This is a genomic window from Dysgonomonas termitidis (assembly GCF_042654545.1).
Taxonomy (GTDB): domain Bacteria; phylum Bacteroidota; class Bacteroidia; order Bacteroidales; family Dysgonomonadaceae; genus Dysgonomonas; species Dysgonomonas termitidis.
In genome coordinates this window covers 30674-48057 of record NZ_JBHSGN010000169.1, presented here as the reverse complement: position 1 = coordinate 48057, position 17384 = coordinate 30674, and the positions used below count along the sequence as shown (strand labels likewise).

Annotated in this window: 11 protein-coding genes; 7 read left to right on the top strand and 4 right to left on the bottom strand. The window is 43.1% G+C overall.

All coding sequences use genetic code 11. The annotated features are described in order from the left end of the window. Positions 1–3 precede the first annotated feature (3 nt). The 4 genes from ACFO6W_RS25435 to ACFO6W_RS25420 all read left to right on the top strand — a co-directional run bounded on the left by ACFO6W_RS25435 (position 4) and on the right by ACFO6W_RS25420 (position 4725). On the top strand, positions 4–1092 hold the full coding sequence (locus ACFO6W_RS25435) for an alginate lyase family protein (protein WP_380001821.1): 1089 nt from the start codon (positions 4–6) through the stop codon (positions 1090–1092). 7 nt (positions 1093–1099) lie between these two features. Continuing rightward, entirely contained in the window at positions 1100–2017 is a 918-nt protein-coding gene (locus ACFO6W_RS25430; protein WP_380001819.1) for an alpha/beta hydrolase, read from the top strand. Between the two features lie 81 nt (positions 2018–2098). Then, positions 2099–3313, top strand: a complete 1215-nt coding sequence (locus tag ACFO6W_RS25425; RefSeq protein WP_380001817.1) for a glycoside hydrolase family 88 protein — start codon at positions 2099–2101, stop codon at positions 3311–3313. A gap of 23 nt (positions 3314–3336) precedes the next feature. Beyond that, complete coding sequence (locus ACFO6W_RS25420; RefSeq protein WP_380001815.1) at positions 3337–4725, top strand: hypothetical protein; 1389 nt, start codon at positions 3337–3339, stop codon at positions 4723–4725. A 181-nt stretch (positions 4726–4906) separates the two neighbouring features. Here ACFO6W_RS25420 and ACFO6W_RS25415 read toward each other — a convergent pair whose 3' ends face one another. The 4 genes from ACFO6W_RS25415 to ACFO6W_RS25400 are packed head-to-tail and all read right to left on the bottom strand — an operon-like array spanning position 4907 to position 12105. Continuing rightward, positions 4907–6709 carry a glycoside hydrolase family 2 protein gene (locus tag ACFO6W_RS25415; RefSeq protein ID WP_380001910.1) on the bottom strand — a complete coding sequence of 601 codons (1803 nt, stop codon included), beginning with the start codon at positions 6707–6709 and terminating at the stop codon, positions 4907–4909. 45 nt (positions 6710–6754) lie between these two features. After that, positions 6755–9049, bottom strand: a complete 2295-nt coding sequence (locus ACFO6W_RS25410; RefSeq protein WP_380001813.1) for a glycoside hydrolase family 2 protein — start codon at positions 9047–9049, stop codon at positions 6755–6757. Positions 9050–9053: 4 nt separating this feature from the next. Beyond that, complete coding sequence (locus tag ACFO6W_RS25405) at positions 9054–10700, bottom strand: arylsulfatase (protein WP_380001908.1); 1647 nt, start codon at positions 10698–10700, stop codon at positions 9054–9056. A gap of 49 nt (positions 10701–10749) precedes the next feature. Beyond that, entirely contained in the window at positions 10750–12105 is a 1356-nt protein-coding gene (locus ACFO6W_RS25400; protein ID WP_380001811.1) for a sulfatase family protein, read from the bottom strand. A gap of 356 nt (positions 12106–12461) precedes the next feature. Between ACFO6W_RS25400 and ACFO6W_RS25395 the strand changes: the two genes are divergently transcribed. The 3 genes from ACFO6W_RS25395 to ACFO6W_RS25385 all read left to right on the top strand — a co-directional run bounded on the left by ACFO6W_RS25395 (position 12462) and on the right by ACFO6W_RS25385 (position 17372). Continuing rightward, a complete protein-coding gene (locus tag ACFO6W_RS25395; protein WP_380001809.1) occupies positions 12462–13838 on the top strand; it encodes a sulfatase-like hydrolase/transferase in 1377 nt (458 codons plus the stop codon). Between the two features lie 15 nt (positions 13839–13853). After that, positions 13854–15245: an arylsulfatase B gene (locus ACFO6W_RS25390; protein ID WP_380001807.1), complete on the top strand. Its 1392-nt coding sequence runs from the start codon at positions 13854–13856 to the stop codon at positions 15243–15245. Between the two features lie 561 nt (positions 15246–15806). Beyond that, the gene (locus ACFO6W_RS25385; RefSeq protein WP_380001805.1) at positions 15807–17372 is read left to right on the top strand and encodes a sulfatase family protein; all 1566 of its coding nucleotides are present in this window, start codon (positions 15807–15809) and stop codon (positions 17370–17372) included. Positions 17373–17384 lie beyond the last annotated feature (12 nt).

Below are 17384 nucleotides of genomic sequence, written 5' to 3'. Positions count from 1 at the left end.
GCGATGAAGAAAATATTATTGTCAATACTTATCTTATGCTCCGCTGTATGTATGGCACATCAAAGTTCAATGCATCCGGATGCCCAGATTCGTTATGTAAAATCGCAGATAAAGCAGAAAGCAGGACCCTGTTTTGATACATATCTGCAATTGATACATACAGTAGATTCTCTTTTGGGAGTATCGCATCGTGCTGTTGAAGATTTTTCTGTTCCGGGTTTTTATTTCAATGCTCAGGGGCACAGGGCCAGTTCTATGGCATTATCCGGTGATGCTTTTGCAGCGTATGCCTGTGCCCTGTCATATCGCCTGTCGGGCAATCGTAAGTATGGCGAAAAGGCATGCTACTTTCTGAATGCCTGGGCTTCAGTTAACAAGAAATATTCCGAATACGATGGGGAATTAGTAATGGCCTATAACGGATCGGCACTATTAATTGCTGCCGAGCTGATGCATGATTCAGGTATCTGGAAGAAAAAAGAAAAAGAACAGTTTGAGAATTGGGTAGTAAATGTTTATCGGAAGGCTACGGATGCAATCCGCACCAAACCAAATAACTGGGCTGACTGGGGGCGTTTTGGTTCTCTGCTATCGGCCTCATTCCTCAGGGACAAGAATGAAGTACAGACCAATATACAGCTGATAAGATCGGATATTGATCATAAAATCGCAACTGACGGTAGTATGACAGAAGAGGTAAAGCGGGAAAAAAACGGGATATGGTATACCTACTTTTCATTGGCCCCTATCACTGCTTCGTGTTGGGTTGTTTACAATCTTACAGGAGATAACCTGTTTGTGGATAAAGAAGGGCGATTGATAAAAAAAGCTTTGGATTACCTGCTATACTATACAGAACAACCTGACGAATGGCCTTGGTTTTCCAATCCCAGAAATGGAGAGGGAGAACATTGGCCCGAAAATCTGATGCAGGCAATGAGTGGAATATATAATGATAAAAACTATTTGGAATTTGCTTTATCGAGAAGGCCAACAATACATGCCTATCATCATCATGCATGGACTTTTACAGGCTTAATGCCTCTCAGGCCGGAATTTGTTTCACCAAAACCAATATTCAAGCATAAGTAATATAAGTATGAAGCAATATCCAATTTTAATCTTTTTGGTATGGCTATTGGCCGTTAATACTGCTAGTACGCAAGAGTTTACCCAACTCTGGCCGGCCGGTCATATGCCTAATAGCAGAGGTGTGGCTGTAAAAGACAAGATGAATGACGAGCTGATTTATCAGGTGTCGGTTCCCGGTGTTTACGTATTCAGGCCGTCAAATGCCGAAAATAAAGGTGCTGCCGTATTAATACTGCCTTCGGGCGGATATTCTGTTCTTTCGTATGCTACCGGCTTTCAGCTGGCCAAATGGTTCAATAGTATAGGTATTACTGCCTATGTTCTGAAATACAGGCTGCCACATTCACCGGATGTAATTGAGTCTTATAAAGCTCCATTGCAGGATGCACAAAGAGCGATGAGATTGATACGTTCTAAAGCCAAGGAATGGAGGTATGATGAGTCAAAAGTTGGTGTGATGGGAGCTTCTGCCGGAGGACATATTGCAGCTTGTCTCTCGACCATAAGCAAATATTGGTATAATCCGGTCGATACTATCGATAATAAAAGCTTTACACCGGCCTTTGCTATTTTAGTTTCTCCTGTTATTTCCATGTTGGAAGCCACACATGTTCCCAGTCGTAACACGCTCCTGGGGAAGGAGGCCCCTCAAAAAATTGCAGAAGAGCTCTCATGCCAATTACATGTCAATCCCCAAACTCCATCATCCTTTATCATACATGCAGAAAATGACGAAACGGTATCGCCAATAAACAGTATGCTATATTACACCAGTCTGATGAAACAGAATATCAAAGGCTCTACCTTACATGTATTCCCTGAAGGAGGCCATAGTATACGGGTCAGGAAAAATCCGGGTACTACCCGGCTCTGGCCCGAATTGGCAGAAAATTGGTTGATCGAAATAGGAATAATTAATCCATAAGGTAATTATTCAATATGCAGGACTATATAAAAATATCATTATTAGCATTTTATCATTAATCAGATTTAAATATAAACAATTATGAGATCAAATATGCGCATTACAATACTTTTATGGATAACAGGCTTTATCACTGTATGTGCACAATCCCAAACGGGATCAAAGGCCTTTTTGTCAAACATTGATAAGACCCTTGATTTTGCAGTAAAGCAGGAAATAAAGATGGCGAAAAGTGTAAAGGATAAGCCGGGTAAATTTCCGGTCACACTTGATAAAAAAGGAGATCTGGTACTATGTGATACAACCTCATGGACATGCGGATTTTTTCCAGGAACATTATGGTACCTGTACGAATATTCAAAAAATGATGAGATAAAGAAGTATGCACGCCTTTATTCCGATCGTCTCGAAGGCATGCAATATACGACCAATACACATGATATAGGGTTTATCATTTATTGTAGCTATGGCAACGGATATCGATTGACCGGCGATACCGGTTACAGGACTAAAATAGAAAAAGCCGCAGAGGCCCTGTGTGTACGATTTAATCCGGTAACAGGATGTATAAAGTCGTGGGACAGGGGAGAAGGGATTTATCCTGTGATTATTGACAATATGATGAACCTCGAATTGCTATTTGAAGCCTCCAAGCTTACAGGGAATAACAAGTTTAGGGAAGTCGCTATTACACATGCAAATACCACGTTGAAAAATCATTTTCGCGATGATGCCAGCTGTTATCACGTAGTTTTTTATGACCCCAAAACAGGAGATGTGGTTGCCCGCAAAACCCGCCAAGGATTTGCAGATGAATCAGCTTGGTCTCGAGGCCAGGCATGGGCTTTATACGGGTATGTATTATGCTACCGTGAAACAAAAGACCCTGTATATCTCCGTCAGGCTCAGAAAATAGCTGGATTTATATTGAATCATCCCCGCCTGCCAGAAGACAAAGTTCCATATTGGGACTTTGATGACACCAAGATACCAAATACAGAAAGGGATGCGTCGGCAGGAGCAATCATCAGCTCAGCCCTCATAGAATTGAGCCAATATGTTCCCGAAGCTGAAGCAAAAAAATACCTAGAGATAGCAAAAATTCAGATAGAGTCATTATCATCACCAGCATATCTGGCACAAGATGCATCGAATAAAAACTTCCTTCTGAGGCATAGTGTTGGATCTATGCCCGATAATATTGAAGTGGATGTACCTTTGTCCTATGCCGACTATTATTATTTGGAGGCTATGATCCGCTATCGTAAGTTAATCAGCGGTGTCTCATTATTTTGAGTAAGCAATTAAAGCCAACAAATATGAAGTTTAAATCAATCCTGACGCCTGTATTACTATTTTTGAACGTCGTAATTTTTTTCCCGAATAATTCATTTGCACAGGGAGATAGAACCATACATGAAGCGTTCAGTAATGATATTTGCTTGCCATCTAAACTGTATATGCTTAGCCATGTACAGAATAATATATTTGTAGAGCCATTAATTAAGCGTTGGCGTCCTTATAATGATGTTGTACGCTTTTCGGGAACTGTCGAATATGAAAGAAAGTTACAACGTGTAGCAAGTGTGGTATCTCCTGTCAATGGAGATACTGTACTGTTACAATTGGTAAATCTTGATGAATTTGAAACGTTAAAGACAGTGAGCTCTGTGATTCAGGTTGGACAGCAAGGTATTGGTAAGGACACCATTACTGTTTCAATTATCGGAGACAGTTTTACCTATGGAGCCTTTTTCAAAGATGCTCTGATCTCAAAAAGATATGTCCCTAAAATCAGGATGATAGGACTTCAGGAGGTTGATGGTTGTCCCGGGCAATTTGACGAAGGCCGGCCGGGATGGACATTGCGAGGATATTTTAAAATAAGTAAAGAACGGTCGCAAGCCTATAATGGATTCTGGCAGCCTGAAGGAGAGAATAAGTATTGGGGATCTACAGCATATTGGCAGCTGGTACATGAAATTAATCTTTTTCCGGATAAGCAGTGGAAACCGGCAGAAATTTATTTTACCAAGCGATTCATTAAAGGAGCCTCTTCCTTTGACAGGCAAACAGGATACAAACTGAATCCTGCAAAGAATGATATAATGTATGATAACGCATCCGAACATTTTGTAAAATATGATGGTAAAAAATGGGTGAAAACAGAATATGATCAATATAAGTGGAGTTTTGACTATGGCAAATATCTTTCTATGTGGAAACTAAAAGCGCCGTCTATCCTTGTTGAGTTTCTGGGCCTTAATGATTTCAGGGATTATCCTGATCCTGCGGTTATAAATTTCGACACATGGAACATGCAAATAGAACTGATGGCTGAATCGTATCTGAAAGCTGTACCTTCAGGCAAATTTGTAATAATGATCCCTCAATCTACTTGTGGTGTCCTGGATAATATGGCCGGGGATTTTACTATTAAACAAAATGCTTGTATGTGGCAATTACGGAAAAATATAATTGAAAAATTTGACAATAGGGAGGCAGGGCAGATTTATATCGTGGATGCAGCCATTGGCATAGATAATCTGGATGGTTATAAATTTATTACAGACGATAAGTACGCAGTTCCTTATGCCGAATATCCCGAAGTAAACAAGATCGATGTTCAGTGGGGGAATCCTCATCCCTATCCGAACTATCCGGTGATGGGAATACCTCTTGCTGCTTTTATTCAGAAATACAGATAGTCTTTAATTATGACTGTCTCAGATTCCGGGTTTTTAGGTATCAACCTGATGCTCCGTTCCTTCTTTCGTATAATCTGGAACAAAAGCCGAAAGACAGACGCAATGAACCTGAATATTTGGTACATATACAGAACGAACCTGCTACTGATTGTAACAGGTTCGAATTTTCAAAAGATATTTTTTAATCCAAAGCCTTGCATATTTCCTGATTGACCTGCTTCAGGCGGGGTTCATCCACCTTTATAACTTTACGGTCATAGGTAATCAATCCGTTAACTTCTACTTCAACATCTGTTGTCTGTGTATAGACTGCCGCCGAGAATCCTGCTTTGATAAGGGTTTTCAGGTTGTTTGCGTATTTTATATATTCATCCGTAACTTCTTTTGAATTTTTGAACTGAACATATCCCCAGTTCTTGTCGGGTTGCCAGATATGATCGGCCAAAGGTAGTCCGATCCCTCCATATTCTCCCAGTACCGTTGCACGCTGGGCATCATAAAGAAACATGTCGGGGCCCGGATAGTTATGCAGGTCAAGTATATCTCCGCATGTATAATGATTGCCCCCGCTGGCAGGATTTACCAGACGGGACGGATCATAAGTTTTTGTCCACTCTGCTATTTCCTGCGTTTTGAACTGGCCCCATGCTTCATTAAACGGAACCCAAACGCCTATACATGGATAGGAATAAAGATAGTCGATGATCTCTTTCCATTCTTTTTTGTAGTTCGTTTCAGAATTTGCCGCTCTTTTTAATTCGTTACCATCGAAATATTTCTTGTTTTGCCATTGAGGGGACTTATCCCCGTTCGGCATATCCTGCCATACAATAATACCCAGTTTATCACAATGGGTATACCATCGGGCAGGCTCTACTTTTACATGTTTACGGATCATATTATAACCAAAATCTTTTGTCTTGATTATATCATACGCCAATGCTTCATCTGTCGGCGCCGTGTAAAGCCCGTCGGGCCACCAGCCCTGGTCTAGCGGGCCGAACTGGAATAAGTCCTTATTATTTAATTGAAGACGTACAATCCCGTTTTTATCCCGTTGAGTCGAATACTTACGCATTGCGGCATAGCTTTTTACTTCATCCAGGACTTTGCCCGCATTCGAAAGCGTTACTTTCAGATCATACAAATGCGGAGAATCGGGTGACCACAGTTTGATGTCTTTCATCAAAACCTCGACTGCCTGACCGCTTACAGATTTTCCCGAGGCAACAAGCTTCCCACTATCCCAAACTGATACTTCTATAATATCAGACAAATTATTCTCATTTGTAGCGACTTCTACGCAAAGACGGTTCCCATCAATATCGGGAGTAGTCTTCAGATTGGTAATATAGTGTTTTGGGACAGACTCCATCCATACGGTCTGCCAAATACCACTGACAGGGGTGTACCATATCCCATGGGGATTATTTATTTGCTTTCCTCTGGGCTGGAATCCATCGTTTGTAGGGTCCCAAACCTTTACGGTTAGCTTATTGTTTCCTTTAGTCAATACGGCAGTAATATCGAAAGAAAAAGGAGTATATCCCCCTGTATGGCTTCCTATCTTTATGCCGTTTACCCAGACATCCGCTTTCCAGTCCACAGCTCCAAAATGTAATAGGACCTTGCCGTTATTCCAGCGTTCGGGAACAGTAAATTCCCGGCTATACCATAGCTCGTTATTTTTCCCTAATGTTTTCTGAATGCTCGATAAACTCGATTCTACAGGAAAAGGGACCAGTATCTTTCCGTCGGATTTATCCCACTCATGCATTCCAACCGGAGCAATTGCATAATCCCAAAGGCCGTTAAGGTTTTGCCAGTTGGGACGCTCCATTATAGGGCGCGGATATTCGAGCAATACATTATTGATATCTATTTCCGATGCCCATTTTGTTTTTATTTTATCTCCTGCCGGGGACCACTGCGAATACCCTGTTAGAGTAAACGAACATAATACAATCAAAAATATCTTTCTCATCATTATCAAGTTCTTCATATGATTATTTTTACTGTTAATACTATTTTATGGAATATGTATCACTTCTACAATACCTAAATCAAACATCTGGTTCCCTCTTTTTTTCATATCGTTCCGGCAATGAACCGCAATGATGTTCTTCCCTGTTTTTAAAACATTTTCGATAGGCAGATAACCATGATGGCCGTAATGTGCCACACGCCCGTTAACATATAATACCTTTTTGTCATTGATATATATTTCGGCACTGTCGTCATATGTTACTTTCAATAAGGGGTTAACCGGAATCTCCATCAGTTCTATTTCCTTTCTCAGCCATAGATCTTCTGTATTCCATGTTGTTTTCGGGATATGTGCAAAGGATGTACGCTCATCGACCGGATAGCCTAACTGAAATTTTGGATTGTTATACCCGAAGCTGCCTTTACCACTCTTCCATCCTGCATCATTATAATCCGCCGATGTCCAGTTATCCTGTGGTTTATCAATTGTGTATTTCCACATTTGGGATTCTGTCTCCGAATCGGGTAAATAGACTTTTACCGCGGTTTTTCCTTCATATAGTTTTTTATGCAGTTGGTTTAAATCAGCTGCAGGTATTTTTTCTTTCTTACGGTCATAGGTTAATAGTCCGTTTGTTTCTATCTCCACATCTGTAGTCTGTGTATAAATAGCGGCGCTTAGGCCCTGGTCTGCCAGCAAATCGAGTTCGAATATCAAATGCTCATAATTTTTCCTGAAGACATCGATATCCGTAAACGTTTCATATCCCCAGTTCTTATCGGATTCGATCCATGTATGACCTTGAACCGGCAATCCCAGGCCGCCAAATTCACCGACAACGAAGGCCCTGCCTTTACCCGCATTTTCGATGCGACCCGGCCCCGGATATCTGTGCACGTCGCTTATATCGCCATTTCCGAAATCTACCCAGCCGCTTATATTAGTTAGCCTTGAAGGGTCGTATTGCTTTGTCCAGTCGATCAGTGCTTTTTCTCCGTACTGTCCCCAGCCCTCGTTGAAGACTACCCACATGACTATACTCGGATAATTTCCTAATTGATCGATCATTTGTTTCAGCTCGTACTCAAACTGTTTTGCGGAACGGGGTTGCTTGCCGGGATTCCGGTCTTTCAGGTTATATTCACTGCTGCATACAGCATCCTGCCAGACTATCATTCCCATTTTATCGCAATGGTAATAGAAGCGCTCAGGTTCTATCTTTATATGTTTCCGGATGGTATTGAACCCTGCTTTTTTCAAAAACTCGATATCGTATTTCAGCGCCTCATCGCTTGGAGGGGTCAGTAATCCATCGGGCCACCATCCCTGATCAAGTGTCCCATACTGGAATACGAATTCATTATTCAGCATCATACGGTCAATGCCGTTTTCATCTTTTGCCACCGATATTTTACGCATGGCAAAATAAGAGTCTACACTATCGACGACTTTGTTATCATTTACCAGTTCTATCTTCATATCGTAAAGATATGGGTTGTCCGGGCTCCAGCGCTTTGCATCAGGAATTCCGAGAACAAGGGTTTCTGTTATTTTACTTTCTTTGGAAACCAATTCTTTTCCCTGGTCAAAAACCGTAATCCTGACTTTCTCATTGCCGCTGATGTTACGCCCTGCTACCCTGATGCTATATGTACCATTGTCGATGTCGGCAGAACCTTTGAATGTTTCTATTGATTTTTGAGATACCGGTTCGAGCCACACTGTTTTCCATATTCCCGATACGGCGGTATATTTTATTCCCCGGGGATTTAGCGTTTGCTTTCCGATGGGCTGATGGGAGGTGTCCGTCGAATCTATTACGGAAACAATGATCTCCTGGGAATTCCCATTTTTCAGATAAGCAGTGATATCGAATGTAAAAGCATCGGAACTGCCTTCGTGTGAGCCTACTTTTTCCCCATTGATCCATATCTGGGATGCAAAGTCGACAGCTCCGAAATGCAGCAATACATTTTTCCCTTCCCAATTACCGGGTATTGAAAACGTTCTCTTATACCATAGCTGGTGCTCGGGTAGAAACGTTTTTTGCACTCCCGACAAGGCAGATTCAATCGCAAACGGGACCAGTATCTTACCCTCGTTTATATCGGAGGGGGTGTTTTCCTGATGCTGTGTAATTTTATACTCCCACAGTCCGTTGAGGTTTTGCCAGTCTTTCCGTTGCATGATAGGACGGGGATACTCCTGCCATACGTTGTCAGGTGTGACTTTGAGGGCAAAATCGGATACTATTTTTGTCTTTTTCAATTCCCATCCCTTGTCGGCACATGCATACAGGGAAAAGATGGAAAGTATTATCAAGAAGATTTTGTTCATAATATTATTTAGGTGATGGTTCTACTAATGCCCTTACAGCCCATTCGTCATAGGCCTGGTTAAGGCGGGTTACTATATCGGGATATTGGTCTGCCAGATTATGCATCTCCGTTCTGTCTGTTTTCAGATTATACAATTCCCACGGCTTTTTATTCGGGGCGACTATCTTCCAATCGCCGGAAACGACGGCACGTTCCCTGAAATGTTCAAAAAACAGATAGTTGTGTCCTTCCCGTTTCCCTTTTTTGAAAGCAGGGACAAGGCTTTTCCCTTCGATCGGGATAATGTTATTATTGCCGTATCTTTCCGGATATCTCGCGCCGGCCAGTTCCACGGCTGTGGCCATAATATCCATCAAATGCCCGCTGCCACGGTAAACAGAGCCCTTTTTCATATTGATGCCCTTAGGATAATGGGCGATAAAAGGTGTACAGATACCGCCTTCATATGTTTTTGCTTTCCAGAAGCGGAACGGCGTGTTTGCAACATTGGCCCAGCTTGCGCCCAACGAGGCAAACGTATTCTGAGGCCCGGGCAGCACTTCTTTCTGTTTGGGGTAAATGATCGGTTCCCCGTTCCTCATCATATCGGGACGGTCGTTGTCTCCCGGTGAATAATTCTGACAAACTTCGGGACTACAGCCGTTATCACTCATAAATAGGATAAGTGTATTGTCCAGAGCGCCATTGTCTTTCAGCGTCTTTATCAGCCTGCCGATGCCCTGGTCTACCCTGTCTATCATTGCGGCATGAACAGCCATTGCACGGGCGTCCCAAACGGAATCCTTATTCTGCATCCACTCCCGGTCGGGATTTTGTTTCGACAGGAATTCATCCTCCGATGCCAGCAGGTCCATTTTCTTTATCCTGTCGTATCGCTCTTCACGGATACTTTCCCATCCGCCTTTATACCGGTCCTTGTATTTGTCTATATCTTCGGGCAGGGCATGCAACGGCCAATGGGGTGCAGTATGTGCCAGATAAAGGAAGAACGGTTTATCCAGTTTCGCATTCCTGTTCACATAGGCAACCGCGCTGTCGCTTAACGCATCGGTTATATAGTAATTTGACGGTACTTCTTTAACAGGCTTATCACCATAGACCAGGCTGAAAGGGTCGAAGAAGTTAACTACTCCATACAATACGCCGTAATAATAATCGAAACCTTTTGCCGTAGGATACTGGGATGGCGCTATATAATCGCTATAATCGCGCTGATGTGCCAGCCATTCGCGCTGGTCTTCCTTCAGAGGCGTTTCCGAAACATGCCATTTGCCTACCATTCCGGTATTGTATCCGGCACTTTTCAGTACTTGCGCTATAGTTACGGCATTGTCGCTCAGCGAGCCGATATATCCGGGCAGGTTCTGATTGAATGTCATTCGCCCGATGCCCGCCTGATGCGGATATAAGCCTGTAAGCAAACTGGCGCGGGAAGGGCAACTCCGGCCTGCGTTATACATATTGGTAAAGCGTACGCCGTTGTCTGCCAGACCGTCTATATTCGGGGTATTCATCTCCCCGCCAAAGCATCCTAAGTCCGACCAGCCCATATCATCCACCATGACGACGATAATATTGGGGCGCTCGTCTTTTTGTTTCTTTTCCTGTGAGAAGCATGGCAGCAACGGGACTAATCCCGTACCAAGCATCACTATCGATATAGGTTTATTCATTTTCAGTCATTTATATCGTTTATAATTAGAATTCTATATCCATGGCTGCTCCCGTATCCCCCTGCTGTTGCATCCATTTTTCGAGTTCTTTCTTCATTCCGGTCATTCTTTTACTGTATTTTTCATTGCCAGCCAGATTATTTAGCTCCCACGGATCGTTTTGCATATCATAAAATTCCACGGCAGGACGTTTTACATATCTATCGACAAAACGCTTTGCTTCAGGGTCGGATTGGGCGCTTTCGAGCCAGCTTGCCCAGACGCTCCGGTTGTTTTTCACATTCATCAGGTGTTTTTCAAAATATTCGGCTTCGGGCGTAAGATTAAGTATCAGCTTATACCTTTTATCCCTTATACTTCGTATCGGATATGCAGTTCCTTCCGGAATATTATTATGAATGCCGTAAGCATATTGGCGATGCTCTTTTTCTTTACCGTAAAGAACTTTTAAGAAACTCGTCCCGTCTATCCCGTCTATCGCTCCGCCACCGGCAAAGTCCATCAGGGTAGGGAGGATGTCTTCGTACTGGACTATTGCATTATTCGTGGTATTTGCTTTTATTTTTCCGGGGAAGCGTGCGACTAAAGCGCTGTTTTGTCCATAATTCCAACATGTCCACTTACCTCCGGGGAATTGCGGGCCTTGTTCCCCCAGGAATATGACCAATGTATTATCGAGCTTTCCTGTTTCTTCCAGCACTTTTAAAACGGCTCCGACCTCATCATCCAAAGCTCTTACCTCGGCCAGATAGTTTCTGTATAATTGGCGTGTTCTTTCATTATCTACAGAATTAGGAGGCAATACTATTCTGTCGGCATCGAACTCGTCCGGATTGCCCCAGGTCCATGGCGCATGGGGATGTATGCTGCAAACAAAAAGGCAGAAAGGGTTGTCATCTCTTTTCATAAACTCGCGTATGCCGTCTGTCGTATAATTGGCAGTAGGGGATACGCAATCAACTTCAAAGCCCGGTACTTTTTCAAAATTATAAACCTTTTGCGGTTGTGTATGCGTTTTTCCGGTCCGTCCCACCCTGTAGCCGGCCTGCGGAAAGTAATGGGTGATGCTCTTTATATCGGGATTAGAGGCCTTGTGATTTTGATAAGATCCATGTTTTGCCGGATACAATCCGGTGTATAAAGATGCCCTGATAGGTACGCTCATGGTACATGAAGCGTAATTGTTGGTAAATCTCACTCCTTCTTTAGCAATCCTGTCGATATTGGGAGTGACAAGGTTTTTTCCTCCGTAACAACTAATTTCGTTTGAGGCTAAGTCATCGGCAAGGATAACTACAATGTTTGGCTTTTCCTGTGCATTTGCTGTATATGCGATTGGGAGCAACAGGAATATTGTTCTTTTTACAGTCCTTAAATTCATAATGTACTTCGGTGTGTTTTAATTAATTATTCATCATGGTATAGCACATGACAAAATTAACAGAAGTATTCAGTCGGCATTTGCAGGCATGTTCACGAAACACACACTATTGTACAAAAGCTATAACTCTTTATAAAAAGAATATTTATGCTACCGGTCTTACCTTTTTATTCTTGCCCGCCCTGTAGTCCGGTTTATTCCTTTTCCGCTCAACTGAAAATAGCCGGCCTCAATAGTCCGTATAAACATAAATACTAATATTTGAAACAATAATGCATCCTATCCGGAATTTATTCTACTAATTTTGGGTATGGCTAATCAGGCTGATTACTGTAAACCAAACAATTCTCAATATTATGAATACTAAATTTATCAACTGTTTTTTTGCCGGAATCTGTGTTGTGTCATATGCAAGTAAAATAAAGGCGCAAAGTGAGCATCGTCCCAATATTATTTTTATCCTGACCGATGATATGGGTTACAGCGATGTCGGTGTCTATGGCGGCAAATTTGTCCCTACTCCCAATATTGACCGGATGGCATCCGAAGGAATATATTTTAACCAATATTATAGCGCCTCTCCTATAAGCTCGCCTTCGCGGGCCGGCTTATTAACAGGGATGCATCCTGCCAGATGGAATATTACAAGTTATCTGCAAACCCGTAAAGGGAACCGCGATGCCGAAATGGCGGACTTTCTGGACCCGAATGCCCCGACAATACCAAAGGCCATGAAAGCGGCCGGATATAAGACCGGACATTTCGGTAAATGGCATCTGGGCGGAGGCCGTGATGTAAAGAATGCTCCTGTGTTCGATGCTTACGGATATGATGAATATGCCAGCACATACGAAAGCCCGGCAGCTGACCCGCTATTGACCGCGACCGACTGGATATGGTCTCCTCAGGACAGTGTAAAGCGTTGGGACAGGACTGCCTATTTTGTAGATAAAACAATAGATTTCCTGAAAAAGCATAAAGGCGAACCCTGCTTTATCAACCTCTGGCCCGATGATATGCATACTCCCTGGGTAGGCAATATAGAAGAACAGGATATTGTTCCTCACGATTATCAGAGTGAGAAAAACTTCTGTACGGTCTTAACCGAGTATGACAAACAAATAGGACGGTTGCTGAGTGAAATAAAAAAGCTGAACCTCGATAATAACACGATTGTCATTTTTGCAAGCGACAACGGGCCTGCCCCAAGTTTTCGCGGTAGCCGGGCAGGCAACCTGCGGGGCTGCAAAGCCTCTTTGTTCGAGGGGGGGACCCGTCTGCCGTTTATCGTCTGGGATACTAAGGGTGCCGTTCCTCAGGGGAAATCGGATAATACGAGCGTCGTGAGTGCATTGGATATGTTCAAAAGCCTGTGCGCGATAGCCGGCACACCGCTGCCTGAAGGATACCGGAGCGACGGTACGGATATGAGTAAAGCTCTATTGGGTAAAGAACTGAAACGGGATAAAGCGATATTCTGGGAGTACAGACGAAATGAAAGCGAGGCATTTCCTAAGCCCAAAGGTGAAGATGCCAGCCCTAATGTCGCGGTAAGAAAAGGCGACTGGAAATTACTGGTAAATAAAGACGGCTCGGATGTAATGCTGTATGACCTTTATAAGAATCCGCGGGAAAATGTAAACGTTGCGGAGAAATACCCCGAGGTAACAAAAGAACTGAAGAAACTGGCCTTAGACTGGCGAAATTCCTTACCGGAACTACCCCGTAAATAATTTGTACGAAAAGGTATGGATAAAAGTAAAGCGCTTTCATTTATTTTGCCGTCCTTATTTCTCGGATATGCGGATGGCGCGTCTGCCCACGAAAAAGATAAAAGGCCGAATATAGTTATCATATTAGCCGATGATCTGGGTTGGGGCGATGTGGGTTTTCATGGGAGTAATATTAAGACTCCCAATCTGGATAAGCTGGCAGAAGAAGGTATCCGGATGAACCGTTTCTACACGGCTCCCGTAAGTTCACCTACAAGAGCGGGATTGCTCACGGGGCGGTATCCTAACCGTTACGGATTAAGGGAGACCGTTATTCCGCCCTGGCGCGATTTCGGATTGGATACGGAAGAAGAATTACTGCCCGAAATGCTGGGAAAGGCGGGTTACACAGAGCGTGCAATCATAGGAAAATGGCATCTGGGGCATTCCCGGAAAGAATATTATCCGCTAAGCAGGGGATTTACATATTTCTACGGACACCTAAACGGGGCTATCGACTATTTTGACCATAAGAGGGAAGGAGAGCTGGATTGGCATCGCAACTGGGATTCTTCGTATGACGAAGGTTATTCCACAGACCTGATTACACAGGAGGCCATAAACTATATAGACAATCATTCGCAGGATGAGAATCCGTTCTTCCTGTATGTAGCCTATAATGCGCCGCATACGCCCTTGCAGGCCAAACCCGAAGATATCGCCCTGTATACGGACAATATAGAGGCTTTATCGCCCAGGGAACGTAAAAAAGCTACCTATGCGGCAATGGTAACATGCCTGGACAGGGGTATAGGTAAGATACGCGAAGCGCTAAAGGCCAAAGGCATGGATGAAAATACGCTGTTCATATTCTTTAGCGACAATGGGGCGGAACCCAACGGAGGGGGGAATAATAAGCCGTTGCGCGGGACAAAATTTGAAGAATGGGACGGGGGAGTAAGAACTCCTGCAATAATCTCATATCCGGCTAAGTATAAAGGAGGCCGCGAAATCAGCCAGGTCACCGGCTTTGTAGATATAATGCCTACAATAAAGTCGATACTTTCTATCAAAGGTAAACCTCACCGGCCTTTCGACGGAATTGATATTTCACCGGTGTTATCAGGAAAAGAAAATATTATAAAACGGGACCTGTATTTAGGTTGCGGAGCCGTGGTAAATAATGATTATAAATTAATCGTTCGGGGGAAGAACGACAGGATAAAAACGGATGAAGATTTTTTAATCTATTACCCGGAAGACAGTTATGAAAAAATGAATGTCAGCGATAAATACCCGGCCGAACTGCAAAGACTGAAGAAAATCGCAGAAAAATATGATGCGATAGAACCTCCGTTCAAGGTTCTTCCATACGGTCACGGACGCGAGGATTTTGTAGTTCCCTCCGAATGGAAAGTAGCAAAATAAGTGGACTGTCCGAAGCTGTTGGCTATGCTGTAAAAGTCAATAGAAAAAGCGGATAAGAAACGGAAAACTTTATCTATATATGCAGTTGATAGCTTTTAGCCATTAGCTTATAGCTCTTTGAAGGAATGAGAAAAAGTAAATTTGTAAATTAGCAGATGAGCAAATTAGTAAAAAGTGTTACATGTGTTACTTTTGTAACTTTTTTGGAAAGCCGTAGGGGCGAATAAATGCAGAACCTGTTACCTTTGTTACTTTTTTAAGTTGCGAGATACAAGAAAAAGGCTAACGGCTAAAAGCTATCAGCTAAAAAACTGTTACTTTTGTTACCTTTTAACCAAATATAGTTAACAAATATAAAAACCACAGTAAGAAAATAGTAGAAAAAGTGTCAGATATGTCAAGTTTTAACTATATATAGTTAATAAATGCAAAGGTAAGAGGCAGATCGCAAGCTTCAGCATATTGACTAATTACAACCGATAAATTGACATAAGTAGAATATTTAATATCCATACAGGCAATCAGCCCTTTTTATATCTTTAGCAACCAAAGAAATAAACTATGATATCACTTTGCGACAAAAAATTATTTTTCGGGATAGCGGCATCCATATCCCCGTTTTCAGGCATTCTGGGACAAGATTCGCCCAAGAGTCCGAACATTATTATTATCATGGCAGACCAGCTGCGTGCCGATTTATTGCAGCGCGAGCAATACCCGTTGAATACAATGCCTTTTGCCGATAATCTGGCGAAGAATGGAGTGTGGTTCGACAAAGCCTATACCGCAGCTCCGGCCAGCGGCCCGGCCCGGGTGTCCATGCTGACCGGAAGATATCCCGGTGCAACACATGTACGTTCCAACCATAATATTAAAGATGCTTTTTATAACAAAGACCTTTTTGATGTGGCCAGAGAGAAGGGATACGCAACGGCCCTGATCGGAAAAAACCATTCGCACCTGTCTCCCGACAGGGTAGATTACTGGAGTGCTTATAACCATGACGGGCAGGATTCGAAAGATAAAAGCGAGTTAGGCAACGCTTTTGACAAATATCTGAAGACCCTGGATATGTATGCCAATATGGAACCCTCACCCTATGGGATAGAAGCGCAATTGCCATACCGTATGGTAGACGATGCTTCCCGCTGGATAGATTCGGTATCCGGCAAGCCTTTCCTGATGTGGCTTTCTATTGCTGAGCCTCACAACCCGTACCAGACTTGTGAACCTTATTATTCGATGTTTCCTCCCGGGTCACTGCCGGAGATGAGAAGCTCTGCCGGAGATATGAAATCGAAAGGCGAAGAGTATGAGTTACTCTCGGAAATGATGGGGCAGGGGCATGTAGGCTATCAGAGGGATTTGCAGCGGCTCCGTTCTGTTTATCACGGAATGCTGAGGATGATCGACGACCAGCTGGCCCGTTTGGTAAATGAACTGAAAGAAAAGCATATCTATGATAATACTATCATTGTGTTTGTCGCAGATCATGGGGATTATGCCGGCGAATACGGCCTGATGAAAAAAGGCGTGGGACTGGACGATGCTATTGCCCGCATACCCATGCAATGGACAGGCCCCGGAATAAAGCCTTCTGCAAACCCGCATAAAGCGCATGTGAATATTGTTGATATTTTTCCTACCATTTGCGAAGTTATGGGTGCTGACATCCCGGTAGGAGTACAAGGGCGCAGCCTGTGGCCCATGTTGCAGGGAAAGGAGTATCCCGAAAAAGAATTCGGGAGCGTAATGGTGCAGGACGGCTTTGGCGGAATGTATTATACAAAGGAAGACGCTACCGATTATAAGGAAGAAGGCGCGGTAGGTAAGAAAGGCCTGTTTTTTGACGAACTCAATACATGGACGCAGAGCGGGACAATGCGTATGCTTCGCAAGGGAGACTGGAAGCTGGTTTACGATATGGATGGTAACGGAGAGCTTTATAACATGAAAAACGATCCGTCGGAACTGGATAATCTTTTTGGAAATAAAGAATATAGTGATATCAGGAATGAAATGATTGAAACCTTGTTAAGGTGGGATATTTCTACACAAGACCCTTTGCCGGTACCCAGAAACCGTTACCGTTTCAAAAGGAATGAACATAACTATATGTTCCGTTGAGGGAGGAACAAA

Excerpts from the sequence above, each read along its gene's own strand:
- ACFO6W_RS25400 (WP_380001811.1), bottom strand. The coding sequence starts at position 12,105 with ATGAATTTAAGGACTGTAAAAAGAACAATATTCCTGTTGCTCCCAATC.
- ACFO6W_RS25425 (WP_380001817.1), top strand. The coding sequence starts at position 2,099 with ATGAGATCAAATATGCGCATTACAATACTTTTATGGATAACAGGCTTT.
- ACFO6W_RS25395 (WP_380001809.1), top strand. The coding sequence starts at position 12,462 with ATGAATACTAAATTTATCAACTGTTTTTTTGCCGGAATCTGTGTTGTG.
- ACFO6W_RS25390 (WP_380001807.1), top strand. The coding sequence starts at position 13,854 with ATGGATAAAAGTAAAGCGCTTTCATTTATTTTGCCGTCCTTATTTCTC.
- ACFO6W_RS25430 (WP_380001819.1), top strand. The coding sequence starts at position 1,100 with ATGAAGCAATATCCAATTTTAATCTTTTTGGTATGGCTATTGGCCGTT.
- ACFO6W_RS25435 (WP_380001821.1), top strand. The coding sequence starts at position 4 with ATGAAGAAAATATTATTGTCAATACTTATCTTATGCTCCGCTGTATGT.
- ACFO6W_RS25385 (WP_380001805.1), top strand. The coding sequence starts at position 15,807 with ATGATATCACTTTGCGACAAAAAATTATTTTTCGGGATAGCGGCATCC.
- ACFO6W_RS25405 (WP_380001908.1), bottom strand. The coding sequence starts at position 10,700 with ATGCTTGGTACGGGATTAGTCCCGTTGCTGCCATGCTTCTCACAGGAA.
- ACFO6W_RS25420 (WP_380001815.1), top strand. The coding sequence starts at position 3,337 with ATGAAGTTTAAATCAATCCTGACGCCTGTATTACTATTTTTGAACGTC.
- ACFO6W_RS25415 (WP_380001910.1), bottom strand. The coding sequence starts at position 6,709 with ATGAGAAAGATATTTTTGATTGTATTATGTTCGTTTACTCTAACAGGG.
- ACFO6W_RS25410 (WP_380001813.1), bottom strand. The coding sequence starts at position 9,049 with ATGAACAAAATCTTCTTGATAATACTTTCCATCTTTTCCCTGTATGCA.